The sequence below is a fragment of the Armatimonas sp. genome (genome assembly GCF_031410135.1).
GTDB lineage: Bacteria > Armatimonadota > Armatimonadia > Armatimonadales > Armatimonadaceae > Armatimonas.
In genome coordinates this window covers 1-14,644 of sequence record NZ_JANNYP010000726.1, presented here as the reverse complement: position 1 = coordinate 14,644, position 14,644 = coordinate 1, and the positions used below count along the sequence as shown (strand labels likewise).

16 protein-coding genes are annotated in these 14,644 nt (G+C 59.0%); 8 read left to right on the top strand and 8 right to left on the bottom strand.

Annotated elements, in window-relative coordinates:
• Together RMO15_RS26625 and RMO15_RS26620 are read right to left on the bottom strand one after the other, a co-directional pair.
• On the bottom strand, window positions 1-739 hold a 739-nt coding region (locus RMO15_RS26625), incomplete at its 3' end, for a VCBS repeat-containing protein (RefSeq protein WP_309719943.1).
• Window positions 740-757: 18 nt separating this feature from the next.
• The gene (locus RMO15_RS26620; RefSeq protein ID WP_309719940.1) at window positions 758-1,165 is read right to left on the bottom strand and encodes a hypothetical protein; all 408 of its coding nucleotides are present in this window, start codon (window positions 1,163-1,165) and stop codon (window positions 758-760) included.
• Here RMO15_RS26620 and RMO15_RS26615 point away from each other — a divergent pair.
• From RMO15_RS26615 to RMO15_RS26605, 3 genes are read left to right on the top strand one after another with little or no spacing between them, the layout of a single operon-like run.
• Entirely contained in the window at window positions 1,164-1,949 is a 786-nt protein-coding gene (locus RMO15_RS26615; RefSeq protein WP_309719937.1) for a DUF4058 family protein, read from the top strand. The genes RMO15_RS26620 and RMO15_RS26615 overlap by 2 nt on opposite strands.
• 15 nt (window positions 1,950-1,964) lie before the next feature.
• A complete protein-coding gene (locus RMO15_RS26610; protein WP_309719934.1) occupies window positions 1,965-2,759 on the top strand; it encodes a hypothetical protein in 795 nt (264 codons plus the stop codon).
• 49 nt (window positions 2,760-2,808) lie between these two features.
• Window positions 2,809-4,395 (top strand): hypothetical protein, encoded by a 1,587-nt coding sequence (locus tag RMO15_RS26605; RefSeq protein ID WP_309719931.1) that lies wholly within the window; start codon window positions 2,809-2,811, stop codon window positions 4,393-4,395.
• Here the strand turns inward: RMO15_RS26605 and RMO15_RS26600 are convergent.
• Window positions 4,378-5,004, bottom strand: a complete 627-nt coding sequence (locus tag RMO15_RS26600; RefSeq protein WP_309719929.1) for an HAD-IA family hydrolase — start codon at window positions 5,002-5,004, stop codon at window positions 4,378-4,380. The genes RMO15_RS26605 and RMO15_RS26600 overlap by 18 nt on opposite strands.
• 36 nt (window positions 5,005-5,040) lie before the next feature.
• On the opposite strand from RMO15_RS26600, the gene RMO15_RS26595 reads away from it, so the two are divergent.
• Genes RMO15_RS26595 through RMO15_RS26585 form a run of 3 tightly spaced genes read left to right on the top strand, consistent with a single transcriptional unit; the run spans window position 5,041 to window position 7,706 of the window.
• Window positions 5,041-5,685, top strand: coding sequence for a bifunctional 4-hydroxy-2-oxoglutarate aldolase/2-dehydro-3-deoxy-phosphogluconate aldolase (locus RMO15_RS26595; protein WP_309719926.1), 645 nt, complete (start codon window positions 5,041-5,043; stop codon window positions 5,683-5,685).
• Entirely contained in the window at window positions 5,686-6,813 is a 1,128-nt protein-coding gene (locus RMO15_RS26590) for a mandelate racemase/muconate lactonizing enzyme family protein (RefSeq protein ID WP_309719923.1), read from the top strand.
• Window positions 6,810-7,706 carry a hypothetical protein gene (locus tag RMO15_RS26585; RefSeq protein WP_309719921.1) on the top strand — a complete coding sequence of 299 codons (897 nt, stop codon included), beginning with the start codon at window positions 6,810-6,812 and terminating at the stop codon, window positions 7,704-7,706. The genes RMO15_RS26590 and RMO15_RS26585 overlap by 4 nt, the downstream gene beginning before the upstream one ends.
• 3 nt (window positions 7,707-7,709) lie before the next feature.
• On the opposite strand, the gene RMO15_RS26580 is transcribed toward RMO15_RS26585, so the two are convergent.
• Window positions 7,710-10,088: a tetratricopeptide repeat protein gene (locus tag RMO15_RS26580; protein ID WP_309719918.1), complete on the bottom strand. Its 2,379-nt coding sequence runs from the start codon at window positions 10,086-10,088 to the stop codon at window positions 7,710-7,712.
• Between the two features lie 111 nt (window positions 10,089-10,199).
• On the opposite strand from RMO15_RS26580, the gene RMO15_RS26575 reads away from it, so the two are divergent.
• Window positions 10,200-10,955, top strand: coding sequence for a helix-hairpin-helix domain-containing protein (locus RMO15_RS26575; protein ID WP_309719915.1), 756 nt, complete (start codon window positions 10,200-10,202; stop codon window positions 10,953-10,955).
• A 5-nt stretch (window positions 10,956-10,960) separates the two neighbouring features.
• Here the strand turns inward: RMO15_RS26575 and RMO15_RS26570 are convergent, their stop codons facing one another.
• Window positions 10,961-11,317: a hypothetical protein gene (locus RMO15_RS26570; protein ID WP_309719913.1), complete on the bottom strand. Its 357-nt coding sequence runs from the start codon at window positions 11,315-11,317 to the stop codon at window positions 10,961-10,963.
• A gap of 68 nt (window positions 11,318-11,385) precedes the next feature.
• On the opposite strand from RMO15_RS26570, the gene RMO15_RS26565 reads away from it, so the two are divergent.
• Entirely contained in the window at window positions 11,386-12,423 is a 1,038-nt protein-coding gene (locus tag RMO15_RS26565) for an aldo/keto reductase (RefSeq protein WP_309719911.1), read from the top strand.
• A gap of 43 nt (window positions 12,424-12,466) precedes the next feature.
• Here RMO15_RS26565 and RMO15_RS26560 read toward each other — a convergent pair whose 3' ends face one another.
• From RMO15_RS26560 to RMO15_RS26550, 3 genes are read right to left on the bottom strand one after another with little or no spacing between them, the layout of a single operon-like run.
• Window positions 12,467-12,685, bottom strand: a complete 219-nt coding sequence (locus RMO15_RS26560) for a hypothetical protein (RefSeq protein WP_309719909.1) — start codon at window positions 12,683-12,685, stop codon at window positions 12,467-12,469.
• A gap of 1 nt (window position 12,686) precedes the next feature.
• Complete coding sequence (locus RMO15_RS26555; protein ID WP_309719906.1) at window positions 12,687-13,487, bottom strand: DUF1559 domain-containing protein; 801 nt, start codon at window positions 13,485-13,487, stop codon at window positions 12,687-12,689.
• A 14-nt stretch (window positions 13,488-13,501) separates the two neighbouring features.
• The gene (locus tag RMO15_RS26550; protein ID WP_309719903.1) at window positions 13,502-14,521 is read right to left on the bottom strand and encodes a LacI family DNA-binding transcriptional regulator; all 1,020 of its coding nucleotides are present in this window, start codon (window positions 14,519-14,521) and stop codon (window positions 13,502-13,504) included.
• Window positions 14,522-14,644: the final 123 nt, after the last annotated feature.

The following is a 14,644-nucleotide window of genomic DNA, read 5'->3' as shown; positions in this document are numbered from 1 at the left end:
CATTGTGGGCAAAGTTGAGCGCATCGGGCATGATCTTAGTGGTCTTGAGGTGCCACATGTCGTGCTGCTCGTCGAAGTAGCCACAGAGCAGGATATCAAGCTTGCCGTCCTGATCGTAGTCAAAGAGCGTCGCAGCGTTGGCGTTCATCCACTTGGGAAGATTGGCTTTCTCCGTCACATCCGTAAAGCCCTTGCCCGCATTGTTCTGGAAGAGCTGCGCCTTGCCCCACTTGTAGACCAGCAGGTCGGGGTAGCCATCGCCATCGAAGTCGCCCCAGAGCGCCCCCTGACTCGTCCCCGTGCCGTCTTTGTTGAGATCCGCCACGCCCAGCTTCTCCGCGACTTCCTCAAAAGTGCCGTCGCCCTTGTTGTGGTAGAGTGCGTTCTTGCTGTTCTCGCCAGAGTTGGTTAGATAAAAATCCACCCAGCCGTCTTTGTCAAAGTCGCAGACCGCAATGCCCGCGCCCATATCTGCTATACGTGGCAAGATCGGCTCCAGCTTCGGGTCGAGCTTGGGCGCGGTGTGCGTAAAGTCCACCCCCAGCGCCTTCGCACTCTCGGTGAGTGTCACGCCATAGCGGGTCAGGGCATCTGGTTGAGCCACTTTACCCCCCCCCGTGGTCTGCCCAGACGACGGCGTGACGACATTTTTCTTATTGAGCCACCACGTAGCTCCTAGAATTCCTATAAAAGCAAGGAGCGCCACTGCCTTCGGCACCCCGGCATTGTTCGTTGCCATGACGATATTGTACCGTCCCTAAGGAAGCCAGCTATAGCACGATGACCAACGCGAAATGACCATCACTTCCTCATATCCTTGCGGCATCGCAGAGTTTTGATGAATATAGGTCGCTGTCCCTTTCCTACGACAAACCACTCCCACAGATCCCTTCACGTGATCAGGCAGCGAATCACGACGTCCATAAAACGCCTTCCCTTGAGCATATGCCTGATTCATACAGACTTCCGCATCAGGAACACGGTAATCCGAGCAGTCAATCGCCCCTGGCCCCGCTAGCGCCTTCAGGCGACGATCCAAGCGATCTGGTAATAAACGCCCACCCACCCCGATTACAAGAGCAAAGACAAACAAGGCCATAAGAACACGACGATTCACACGCCATTTTATCGTCTCCAGCGCATCGGAAGCGATAAAATGAGCCATGCCTTCACCGTTTCCTGGGATGGATCCCTATCTGGAATACCCAGCGCACTGGCGCGGCGTTCATGCGGCGCTGATCGTGGCGTGCTACGAGACGCTCAACGCGCTTCTCCCCGATGGGTTTATTGCGCGGATTGAGGAGCGCTTGACGATCCTAACACCCGAACGAAGCATCTTGCCCGATGTCTCCGTCCACCGGGTTGCGTCGCCCCCAATCGCGCCTCAAACAGTCATGGTCGTTGGCGACGCGCCTGCACGTGTCCGAGCGAGTTTGCTAGAAGTCCCCCAGCGCTTTATCGAGATCGTTTCTCTCAGCGAGCCCGAGGAGATTATCACGGCCATTGAGTTTTTAAGCATCAGCAACAAAACACCAGGCGATGGACGCGAAGAATACGTGCGCAAACAACAACGGCTTCTCCGAAGCTCGACGCACTTACTGGAGATTGACCTGCTTCGCGCAGGACGGCACACCGTGGCGGCAGCAAAAGACGACTTAGAAACATTCTTTGGACACTGGGACTATGTGGTGAGCCTACACCGTGCAGGGGAAGGTGCCGAGTGTGACGCTTGGGCACGCACCCTGCGCCAAGTCCTTCCAACCGTTCCTGTACCTCTTACTTCTAGCATCCCGGATATTCGGTTGGATGTTCAGGCGCTCCTAGACCATGTCTGGGACCGTGGCCCCTTCCGCAAGACTCTCGCCTACCGTGACCAGCCCTTTCCGCCCCTGAAAGAAGAAGACACAGCGTGGGCTGATGCCCTCCTGAAAGCACGAGGCTTGCGCTAGAAAAAGGTAACTGCAATGAATCAAAGCGATTTCCGCCCTTTTGATGGCCCTCAGCCCATCTATGTGTCCCTTCCTTTCAGTATCTGGTGGCCCGAGCAACACAGCCCTTCGGTGGTGGTTTACGAGGATGGTCGAATCATCTACACCAAGTGGTTTAAGGAGAAAGGCACCGAGATTGGTCATCGCTACGAGGCGGTTCTGAGCAAGCCTGATCTGGCGACAATCTACGCTCTCATGGAACCGATTCAGAAACTAAAGAAACTCAAATCCCATTACCGACTTACAAATGTCCCAACCGATGGACCCGAGTCAAGAATCTACGTCCATTCAAAAAACGGGCCGAAGCGGACGCAGATCGAGGGATTTCACTCTCGCTTGAAACGTGATGAGCTTGCTTACTCCAAGACAGACGCTCCCGTGATTGGAGCATTTTTCAATATGTATCACTATGTGGAAAATCTCCAGCCCGCGCAAGGCAAGCCGTGGACTCCCAAGTACATCAAGCTTCTCTTTCGTAAGGAACGCAAGCCAGAACCAGAATTCACACTCCCTCCACGTGCGCCAGCAAAGTCGCGGAAGGTCGTTAATTGGCCCAAAGAGTGGCCCTCTTTCGCCTCTCCCCAGGTGAGTCGCCAGGAAAATGGCTATACTCTCTTTCTCGACGCGGCACAGTGGGCAAAGCTGCGACCTGTCCCTCCAATTTCGAATGATGCTCTGATTCGTATCCAAGGGAAGATTTACGAAGTATTGCAGGACGAAGTCTACCCACGCGAGCCGGAGTGGTATCAGGCATTTGGCATCGTAGAGTAGCGAGCTGCCCCCCCACACAATGTGGGCAATCTCATGTACAATCGTGGCAATGAAAAAAACGACGAAGATGCAAGGGCTGGTGAGCGGACAGAATGAGTATCTGGCGGGCTACCTGATCTTGCCTATTGATAAAGTCGAGCCCAGCTACAACGCGGGCTTTTCGATGTATATCGCCGCGTGGCCGCTGCTCTCGAACTATCCGGGCCACCAGTTCCAGACGGGCCTGCCGAGCACCTGGATGTTTGCGCAGTGGGACGGCCCGGAGCCCAAGGACATGTACTCGGATGTCGAGGGGGGCCTGGGCTGGTGGCGAGACACACGCTTTCCCACCACGACACCTAAGTTCATCATGGGTGGGGTTGCGCCCAACTTCTCGGAGATCGCCAATGGGCCTGCACACGGCTGGGGCACGTGGGAGGAGCCACGTGGCCTCTACGGTGTGGCGCAGCTGAGCCCGTGGCTACTCTTCCCGATTGACGGCATCAACCTCAAGCAAGGCACCTGCGGCGAGCTCTTTGGCTATGGCTACTTCTCGCTGCCCTTCACCGATCCCAAGCCCACGACCAACGGAAAGCCGGTTCCAACGGGCAACCAGTGCTGGACGTTGTTTTTCAACTCCGGCAACTTCAAGGGGCCTGTGGCGTTCTTCCTGCCGTACTTCTGGTCGCACTCCGCCGAGAAAGACCCGAAGCTGGCGGGCTTGCTACTAGACACCCGCCCAGTTGATCCGAACCGTAGCGTACAGATGGAGACCCAGTACATCCCCTGCCGCATGGCCACCGATGCCCAGGGCAACTCCTACGCACGCATCGCCCCGACGTCGTTTCCGCGTAGCGCAGAGGGGCGCTCCGTGCTGGTGCATCAGGACACGGTCTACAATAAATCCGCCCTTCAAGACTCCGTGACGGCCTGGTTTTCCGGCGGTGCCCCCAGTAGCGGCAAGGTGAGCCCGCAGGGTGGTTTTGTGCGCACGTTCGGCAAGGGAGGCCGCGCCACCTGGCAGATTCACTCAAAGAAGGATGAGAAAACGGAGAAGAAAGTCAATATCGCCTGGAGCTCCTTCGCAACCCCGAAACTAGCCGATGCGCACTCCTACGGCTACGAGTGGAGCGCGGAGACGACCAAGAGCTCGCGTAAGTTGATCACCCTCCCCGAGTACTTCGCTCTGGAGAACGGCGAGGACGAAAAAAAGGCGAAGTGGGTGCCGATTGCTGCCGAGAAAGTCCCGGCAGAGACGGGCCTGCACAAGCTGACCTGGGAGACGCCCAAAGAAAATCCCGAGCCACCCTACGACACGCCTGAAGCCCCCAAGAGCACCTGGAAGAAACCGGGGCCTGTAGCGGGGCCCTTCAAGGCGTTTCTGGGCGATGGTAGTGTCGTGACCTACTACTGGTACCGCTTCGCCGACCAGCCTGCGCTCCTCAACGCCGACCTCACCAACGCGGAGCGGGAGAAGATGCAGGTCAAAGTGGAGAAGCTCCACCGCACCTGGACCAAGAACCGCGAGTACCTCCCGCCGCCCAAGACCGGCACGCTCGCTGACCTCGACCCCGCGCAGATCGTCAAGCCGCCCAAGGGCCTCGAAATCGGCTACGTCCCGATTGCGACGCGCCAGGAGCTAGCCAAGCCTAAGTAGCTCACACGGCGATGTAAAGCTCTGATCTGCCAGAGGCCGCAGGGTCTCTGGCGGGGACGGTCCCCAGAGGGCGGCGAGGGCTTGCATTCCGGCGGCACGGGCGGCGTGAAGGTCGTGGACGGAGTCGCCGAGATAGGCGCACTTCTCCGGGGCGATACCGAGGCGGGTGGCGGCGAGGAGTAAAGGCTCGGGGTCGGGCTTGTGCTTTTCGGTATCGTCGCTGGTGATAACAACCTGCATTTTCTCACCGAGTCCAAAGCGCTCCAGGGCGGGACGGGCGGATTGTAGGGACTTGGACGTGACAATCGCCAGTGGGAGCTTGTCGTGGAGGGCGGCGAGCATTTCGTCAACGCCGTCGTAGAGGCGCACCCAGTCGCTGTGCTCTTTGGCGTAGAGGGCGCGGTAGAACGTCAGCATTTCGGCCACATCTCCGACTGCCTCCTCCACAAAGAGAGTCGGCAGGGCGCGTCCGATCTTGGGAACGATTTCGTCGCGGGTCGGGGTGTGACCGGCAAAGCGCTGCATTGTCTGCTGGTAGCAGTGGACAATCAGGCCAATGGAGTCCGTCAGCGTGCCGTCCATGTCAAAGAGAAGGGCGGAAAGGGGCATATTTCCATTCTATCCTGTGCTATCATGTACCCTGAGATGAGCAAGTACGAAATTATCGAGCGAATGCTGAATCCTGGGGTAGTAGCCGTGATCCGCGCGGACTCCAGCGAGCAGCTAATGGACGTGGCCAAGGCCCTAGCGGCGGGCGGTGTGACGGCGATGGAGGTCACCATGACGACTCCCAATGCGCTGCAAGTCATCACGGATGTCCGTAAAGAACTAGGCGATGCAATCTTAATGGGCGTCGGCACCGTCTTAGACGCGGAAACGACGCGTATGGCCATTCTCGCCGGGGCGCAGTTTGCCGTCTCCCCCGTGATGAAGACCGAGATTATCGAAATGTGCCGCCGCTACAACGTCCCGATTGTCTGCGGAGCCTACACCCCCACCGAGGCGCTCACCGCCCACGAGGCAGGCGCGGACTTTATCAAGATCTTCCCAGCCGATGGCCTCGGCCCCAACTACATCAAGGCACTCAAGGCTCCCCTCCCCCAGCTCCAGATCATTCCCACGGGCGGCGTGGATCTGAGCACCGCAGGCGATTTCATCAAAGCGGGCTGTGCTGCTGTGGCCGCAGGCTCGTCGCTGGTGAGCAAAGACGTTCTCAAAAACAAAGACTGGGCCACCCTCACTGAGACCGCGAAGGCCTTTGTAGCTGCCGTCGCCAAGGCACGCGGCTAAATGATCAGAGAAGTCCGAGCGTTCCCGCTCCGTGCGCCTCTCTCCGAGTCTTTTGGCTGGGCGCGGGGGAAGGCGAGCGTCCGAGAGGCACTTCTCGTGCAGCTTATCGCCGATGATGGCACGGAGGGCTGGGGCGAGTGTGCGGGGCCACCCGAGGTGCTGAGAGCGGCGGTGACGGCGTTTTTCGGGCCTCTTCTGCTCGGACAAGACCCGCTCGCTACCGACCCGCTCTGGGATCGGCTCTGGCAGGCGGCACTTCCTCATGGGCGGCGGGGCGTGCTGATCGGAGCGCTGAGTGGCATTGACATGGCGCTCTGGGACTTAAAAGGCAAGCTCTTAGGCCAGCCGGTGAGTGCGCTACTGGGCGGACGAACCCGAGAGCGTATCCCTTGCTACACCACGGGCCTCTACTTCCGCGAAGGCCCCGAGAGCGAGCGAGTTCCTCGGATGCTTGCGGAGGCTCATAAAGCGATTGAAGGAGGAGCGCGGGCGCTACTGGTGCAAGTGGGTCGCAGCCTTGCTGCCGATGCCGCCCTGGCACGGGCACTGCGCAAAGAGTTCCCACACACCCCGTTCGCCGCCGAGGCGCACGGCTCCTACGACGTTCCCGAGGCCGCGATTATCTGCCGCGCCCTCGCCGAGCAGGGCTTCACCGCGCTCGCCGATCCGCTCGCCACCGAGCCCGTGACGGCCTGGTCGCGCCTAGCGGCTCAGACCACGCTGCCTCTGTCGGCGGGGCGCTACGAGCAGACCCGCTGGGCCTTTGAAGCCCTGCTGGCAACCCAGGCAATCGGGACATTTCAGGTGAATCCCGCCTGGTGTGGCGGTCTGAGCGAGGCGCAGAAAATCCGGACGGTGGCATCGGCACATGGGGTGAATGTGGTTCCACGGTCTATGGGAACGCAGCTCAACCTCGCTGCGGCCCTGCACTTTCTAGCCTCCGATATTCGACACCCCGGTCGGGTAGAGCTACGTCCACCGCTTTTGGAGACTGATAGCCTGGGCGACCCTTTCGATGCACTTTTCACCGAGCGCATCGAGCTTGAAGACGGCTTGGCGACCGTACCGACCACGCCAGGCCTCGGCGTGACGATAAACTCCACTCTGTTAGATAAATTTGCACTATGAACGAAGATATTGAGATAGTTCTGCGCCACGGCGCATGGGAAGCGGTCGTGGCGGCGTATGGCGCGTCGCTGCGGGGCGTGACGAAAGACGGCGAGCCGGTGGCGACGGGCTACCGAGGAAAAGCCAATAAACAAGGCGGGCAGGGTGATGTGCTGATTCCCTTTCCAGGGCGTATTGGCGGGGCGACCTACACATGGGACGGAGAAACCCACCAGCTCCCCCAGACCGACAAAGACGGCCCCAATGCGATTCATGGCTTTGTGCGTACCATGGATTGGACGGTTGCTGAGCAGAGTGAGAGCACTGTGCGCTTCACGCTTGAATTTACGGGAGCGCAGGGCTACCCGTTTCCGCTGGACTTGGAGATAGCCTACACCCTGAGCGACACGGGCCTAGAGTGCGCCTTTGCCATCACCAATACGGGCACCGTGGCAGCTCCGGTGGCGGCGGGCTTTCATCCGTACTTTACGGTGGGCTCGGAGCTCGTGAACACGGATTTGCTGACGCTGCCTTTTGACTCGGTGCTGGAGATGAAGCAGTTTATCCCCACGGGCACGATCTTCCACGTGGCTGAGGCAGGGCTAGACTACCGACAGCCGAGCACAATCGGTACCACTGTCTTTAACCACTGCTTTTTGAGCCCAAAACGCGACGATGCAGGCCGAGCCAATGTCGTGCTCACGGGAAACGGGAAGACAGTCACGGTGTGGATGGATGAGTCCTTTGACTTTGTGGTCCTCTACACCGGCGAGAACATGCCCGCTGAGCACCAGAGATGCAGCCTCGCCATCGAGCCTATGACCTGCGGTAGCGACGGCTTCAACCACCCGGAGTGGGGCCTGCGGCGCTTAGATCCCGGCGCGACGTTCACCGGAAGCTGGGGCGTGGGGTAAGCACTACCTGTGGAGCCGTCCGAGGAGAAACTGGATCACTCCCCAGAGGGCGAAAGCGACAGGAACCATGAGGACGAGAAAGACCGCGACTTGGGGCTTGGGGCGGTGAATCGGTGACGTGGGCGTGGGCTCCCAGAGCTGAAGGGTGTTCTGGGCGTGCTCAATCCGCTCCAGATCCCCGTGTTGTTGGAAGATTTCCAGCGCCCGCTCCAACAAGAGACGGGCTTCGTCTTTTCTGCCTTGGAGCCACTCCAGAATAGAAACGCGCTCTTGAAGCACGGCCCACTCGACCGGGTAGCTTTCCTCGGTGTAGATTCGGGAGGCGGCTTCGTAGTAGGCGCGGGCCTGGGCCAGGTTCGCATCCCGGTTCCCGCCGGGAAGCTCGGTGTAGGCATAGCCCATGTCGCTTTGCGCGGCGGCCCACTCCTGGGGAAACTTCTCCGGGGTGTAGATACGCAGCGAAGCCTGGTGGCAGCTAATGGCGCGGGTCAGGTTTTCTTTGCGACTGCCCGATGCCAGCTCCAGATACGCTCCCCCCAAGCGTCCTCGCACAGTCGTGGCCTGCTGTGGTAGCTCTAGCTTTGTGTAGACCCGGAGCGCCGACTCGTAGCAAGCCACGGCCCGGGCCCGATTCTGGTTCCGATCCCCGTCTTGCAAGTGGGTGTAGGCATCCCCGAGCCGGTTCTGGATCGCGGCCCAGAGCTGCGGTGACTTCTTCTCATCCACCGCATTCAGAGCCGCTTCTTGACACCAAATGGCCCGTCGTTGGCTCGTGGTGCCACCTTGCGAGAGCCCTACTTCGACTCCCAGCACACTCAGCGCCTCCACTTCGGTGGTTTTGGTTGGTGTACGTCGCTCAAGCCCCGTCGGCTCCCACCAGGTAAGAAGCTCCGCATGGCCGCGTCGCTGTTCGGCACTGCGCTCGCGCTCTGCCAGCACCTTCCAGAACTTGAGGGCTTCCTCCGGCTTGCGGCACCAAGTGTGGTACCAAGCCAGCGCGGCAAATCTATCCGTATCTCTCTTCGAGCGTCCCTGCCAGTGCCGCTCCCAGGTCTCTTGCTCGCTCTCTTTACGTGTCTTTTGCGCCCGAACCACCTCCTGCACCGGCGTGGAGAAAGCGTACCAGTCCAGCTCCACGGGCTCTAGGAAGCTCAGGGTCTGTAGCCAGTCCCAGCGGCTTGCCAGCATCGTGCAGGCGCGAACGGCCTCCCGGTCAAAGCGTGACACCAGCGCCAGCTGCTCGATGAGGCCACGATCCTCTTGTGAGAGGGCACGGAGAAAGTGCTCGAAAAGCGCCGCGAAAGGTAGCGCCGTGGTAGGAAGCTCCCCGAGTGCTTTAGCGGAGAGGGTGCGGGCCATGTCGGCACAGAGCCCCAGAGCTTGTGGATCGTAGGTCTGCCCCTGCTGACAGAGCGCACGGAAGGAGCCGCGCAGGGCCTCACTATCTACGCCAGAGAGCGTCAAAAAACGCTCGGCATCGTCGGTGCTCAAGCCGCTCAGGGCGTGCTGCTCACAGACCTTGGCCTTCCCCCAGTCCGAGTCGTGCTTTGCCCAGTCGAGCCGCTCACGCCCGAGCACTAGAACCAGCGAAAAGGGAGCCAGGCACTCATAAAGCTCACGCACCCAGGTAGTTTCCCGACCGTTGGTCCGCTCAAAAGCATCCAATATCACCAGGAGCCGACAAGCACCACTGGGACGCTTGGGTAGGTTCTTGTGAAGGTCATCGGCGAGGCGCTCCAGCACTAACCGATACGAAAACGCGCTGACCGGTAGCTCACGCAACGCGAGAAAATCATCGCCCCCCTCGCGGCTCTGGAGCCACTCCCCCAGCTTCGTGCCGCGTAGCAGTCCGGCCAGCCGCGTGGTCGCAAACCGCGCGGGTTGTGAACTAGGCAGCTCGTCGGGGCCATAGTCAGCAAGCTCTTCCACGGCCTCAGCGGCGAGTGCCTCCGCCTCCGTTCGCCAAAGTCCAGGGCCACCACCTTGCTCTTGGAGGCGCTGCCGCCAGGCCATAGCTAGGTCAAAGCGCGGGCACTCAATTTCGAGGCCATCGCGCAGAGCTTGGAGGGCAGACAAAGGGTCATGGATAAGGGCACCTAGCCGCAAGTCCAGCAGTACCGCAGGACAGCGCAGCTCACACGGAAACCACGGGACGATATCGTCGGGGAGCTCGCCGTTCAGCTCCGCCAGAATCCGTCGCCCTAGGAGTGACTTCCCACTTCCGGATGCCCCATGCACGACCACCAAAGGCAGAGCAGAGCCCGAGGGCATCGCCAGGAGCTTCTGAAATCGCTCTCTCTGCGGTTGCCGACCGACAAAGCGGCGCAGAAGCGAGCCTTCAGACTCTAAGGAGAGGGCGGCATTGGGAAGACGGATCTGCATAGTAGGCTCATTTTCGGCAGTCTACGACCGTTCTTATAAAAAAATTCGTGGATTTTATCAGAATCAGGGGTTCTCGACCGTTCTCAGGGTGACGAAAGGAAAATCTCTCTCATGCAAAACCCTCTAACTTCTCTCACCCACCGCGAGCGCCTCGGCCTCGTGGTCGCCATTAGTGCACTCGCCCTCTTTGGGATTGGTAGCTCGCTGCGCCGCACAAGCGCTGCCCCGCTCCAGCCGACGACGATTCCTGCCGGAGCACGACCTAGTCCTGCGCCCTCTGCCAGCCCCGCCCCTAAGGCTACCTCGACGACACCTTCTCCCAAACCCACCGCGCCCCTCGTGGTCTATGTGAGTGGCGCGGTCAAGCGTCCCGGTGTCTATAGCTTTCCTCCCGGCGCTCGTCTCCATCAGGCGATCCAGAAAGCGGGTGGGTTCAAGAGTGGGGCGCAAGAAGACGCCCTCAACCTGGCGGGCTATCTGGAGGATGCAGATCAGATCTATGTCCCGCTCACCGTACAGAAAGCCTCGCCTGTGTCTGCCATATCTGTCGTAGCGCCCACAGTGCCCGCAGGCCAGAGCAGGGGAAAAGGCCGTCTCCTCGGCAAACCAATAGCCTCACCACCCGTAAGCGCTTCTCCCGCGAGTAGTGCCACGAAGTTCCACACACCAGGCGAGGGTCAAGTCAAGCTTAACTCGGCCACGCTGGAAGATCTCCAAAAACTCCCTGGTGTTGGGCCAAGTACAGCACAAAGCATCCTGGCTTACCGGCAGCAAAGTGGCAGCTTTAAGGAGATAGACGAGCTTAAAGAAGTGCGGGGGATTGGCGAGAAGAAATTCGCCAAGATGCAACCGTTTCTCGCGCTATAAAAGCTCTAGCGCTGTATCTTCTTAGTACGAGGACGCTTTTTCAAGCCCAGAGTCGTCAGAACACGGTCTTCAACTCCTGGGATAAGAAAGAGCAAAGCAAGACCGGCAATCACCATGGCGATCGCTTCGGCGGAAACTGTGTTCTTGAAGATCGGACGCAACATATTATTGAGTCCAACTCGGAAAGACGGGACTGCCATCGAAAGCAAAACAAGAAAGAAAATGCCTATCATGAAGTACAAGCTCTTACTCTTTACTTGCGGCTCCGAGCGGCGCTTTCGCTTTCGCTTTCGCACAGCCACCATCGTCGGTGGTTGTGTGGGGAGGTTAGGGGCAGTAGTTGATTCCTCGTCTTGGCTCATGTCGGAGATATTATAGCACGCTTTTCTCGCAGGGAACGAGGCAGTTGGTGTCGAAATTTCTCTTTGATATGTCAATCTACACTCCCTCTTCTTCGCGTTATGAAAACGCCTCCGGCTGGTTCCGTCGTTGTGGGCGTTCGGGACTCCACTTGCCTGCCATCTCGATTGGTTGTTGGCACAACTTCGGGGATCCAGGAACCGATGCGGCACGTCACACCGATGAAGTCTCGCTCCATGAGAACGCCCGCCAGATGCTCTTTGCCAGCTTCGATAACGGCATCACGCACTTCGACCTGGCCAACAACTACGGCCCCGCGCCTGGTGCCGCCGAGAGCCGCGTGGGCCGGATCTTAAAAGACGATTTTTCCGGCTACCGGGACGAGCTAATTCTCTCGACCAAGGCGGGCTACCGAATGTGGCCAGGGCCGTATGGCGAGTGGGGCAGCCGTAAGTACCTGCTCTCTAGCCTCAATGCCAGCCTGAAGCGCCTGCAAGTGGACTACGTGGATATCTTCTACCACCACCGCCCCGATCCCCACACGCCACTGGAAGAGACCATGGGCGCACTCGACTCTGCTGTCCGCTCGGGCAAGGCGCTCTATGCTGCGCTCTCCAACTACTCCGCGGACCAGACCAAGCTCGCTCTCGCCGTCTGTGAGGCCAATGGGTTTGTGAAGCCCATCTTGCACCAGCCGAGCTACTCACTGCTCAACCGCTGGATTGAGAACGGCCTGACCGATGTTTGTGGCGAGAAAGGTGTCGGAATGATCGCCTTCTGTCCACTGGCACAGGGCCTGCTCACGAACAAGTATCTGGGCGGCACGATCCCCGAAGACTCCCGCGCCAAGCAGCCATCGGGCTTCTTAAAAGAGTCCGCCGTAACGCCTGAGGTGCTCGCGAAGCTAGAGAAGCTTAACGCCATCGCCGCAGACCGAGGCCAGACTCTGGCTCAGCTCTCGCTCTCGTGGGTGCTGCGCGACTCCCGCATGACCTCCGCGCTGATCGGAGCCAGCCGCCCGGAGCAGATCATCGAGAACGTGAAAGCCGCTGAGAAAACAAAATTCGCCGACGATGAAATCGCGGCGATTGAAGAGGCACTAAAATAACCAATACCCCTGGGGATGTTGCCCTCCCCAGGGGTATTTTTCGTTAGCGCGGTGCGGGCGGCTGCGCCCCCGGAGGGGGTGCACCGATCTTCTGTCCCGCAGGCATCCCCATCTGGGACATGGCGTTCGCTGGCGCGGGCCCTCCCTTGAAGTCCTTGACCTCCTGGTTAGTCTTTGGCGCGTCACTAGGTTTTCCGCAGCCTGTGAGGGCGATCATCCCCAGTAGGGCAGCTGCGACGGTGAGGAAAATATTCTTCTTCATCTTAGTTACGCTGTGCATCCCACATGTTGTCTAAAGGACGGGTAGCGGGGTTAGGATTAGTCGTATGAGGCTCCATAGACTTGGCATGCCCATCGCCGAAAACGAAGTTGCTACGCAAATTATGCTTGAAGCTTACCGAGCCATTACGACCATTGGGATAGGCCGCCGTGAGGGCGCGGGTACCATCCGGAATATTGCCCGGAGCGGTCCAGTCCCACCAGTTCACACCGGTAATCGTGTTGCCTGGTCCCCATGCGGAGAGGTTCCCCGATCCCCCAGAGCCTCGTGCCTCACGATTATGCTTCTCAGCAAGCATGATCGTATCAGCAGGTCGGTTCATGATTACCATGCCGCGACCAGCCGCTCCCGATCCCATCCATGCCTGGGAAACGCCCATTAGTCCAAAGACCTGCCAGGTAGAGCCATTCCACTGCTGAAATCCGTTAGAGGCATAAGAGATAGGCGCTCCCGCCCAGCCCGTACCAGCAGGCTGTGTTAGATCACCATCATCCGGGCAGCGAAAAACTCCTAGGCTCTTGACATAGGGCTGAACGGCGGTTGGCCAGCCATTGTTCCAGTCTTCCTGAACACCGAGGGGAAAGGTCTCATCGTAGTCCTGGACATACATCATGAAAGATGTCCCCAGCTGCTTCATGTTGGAGAGGCAGGAGATTGCACGGGCTTTACCGCGGGCTTGTGCAAAGACCGGGAAGAGGATCGCGGCCAAGATAGCGATAATAGCAATAACAACGAGTAGTTCGATGAGCGTAAAGGCGCTCTTTTTAGTGTCTTTCTGAGACATTTTTTTGTAACCTTTCAGGGTTGTTTTTGGGGCACGGGGCCCGTTGTCTCCCGCACGATCAGTTCCACCGGGAGAGTCCGGCGGCACTCTTCTGCAGGCGCACCGTGGATCAGCCGATCCACGAAGGTTGCGGCCAGCTCGCCTACCTGAAGGCCGGGCTGTCGCACAGTCGTTAGGCTAGCTCCGGAGCTGGCAATCGGAGCATCGTCAAAACCAATTAGAGACAGATCTTGTGGGACGCGCACTGTCTGCTGCTCTAAAAACTCAAGCCACATGATCGCGAAGCCGTCATTACCGGCGATCAGTGCTGTGGGAGGCGCATCTAGTGCCTGCCACTTCTGCCAGGTCGGCAAAAGTGGGGCGTAGTACTCATCTGGGGTCACACAAAGCTCAACATCCGTGCTTATCCCTAGTTCCCGGCAGAATTCTCTGTAGGCAGCGCAGCGCTCGTGAAAATCCGCAGAGGTGAGCGGCGAGTAGAAGGCAATGCGCCGGTGCCCCAACGCCACAAGATGCGCGATGGCCTGCCGGATTCCACTGGCGTTGTCCACTCGGACAAAGCCCACGCCATGCGGCACCTCCGCTTGGTAGAGAGTCACTGTTGGCAAGCCCGCTCTCGACAAGCTTTCCAGAGTCGTCTCTTCAAGCTCATGAGGCACCAAGATGGCTCCATCGACGCGACCATCCAGCAATACGGTGCCGAGGTCGCGCCCTTCACAGCGGGCATAGAGCAGCATGTCGGTCTGGACGGCGGCAAGCCCATGAGAAACTCCAGTGAGCAGTGCCAGATCCACACTTAAAATACCCGTCTCGCGCACCGGCCAAGTTAAGAGCCCCACAGTTCCGGTTCGTCCGCGTTGAAGTGAGCGAATTAAAGCATTGGGAGCAAAGCGCAGCTCTTCGGCGGCACGCACAACCGCAGCCCGTGTCTCGGTGGAGATACGCCCTTGGTTGTTGAGCGCTTTGGAGGCAGTCCCCACAGAGACTCCCGCCTGCGCTGCAACATCACGAATTGTTGGAAGCCGCCTAGCCATATTAAAAAACTATGTTTCCTAAGAAAACACTACCCTACGACGGGTGAAAAACTATGTTTCTCAATTTTATCGCAGCCCTTTTTACTTGTCAAGGCTCACGAAAGATCGTGCTATACTGAAGAC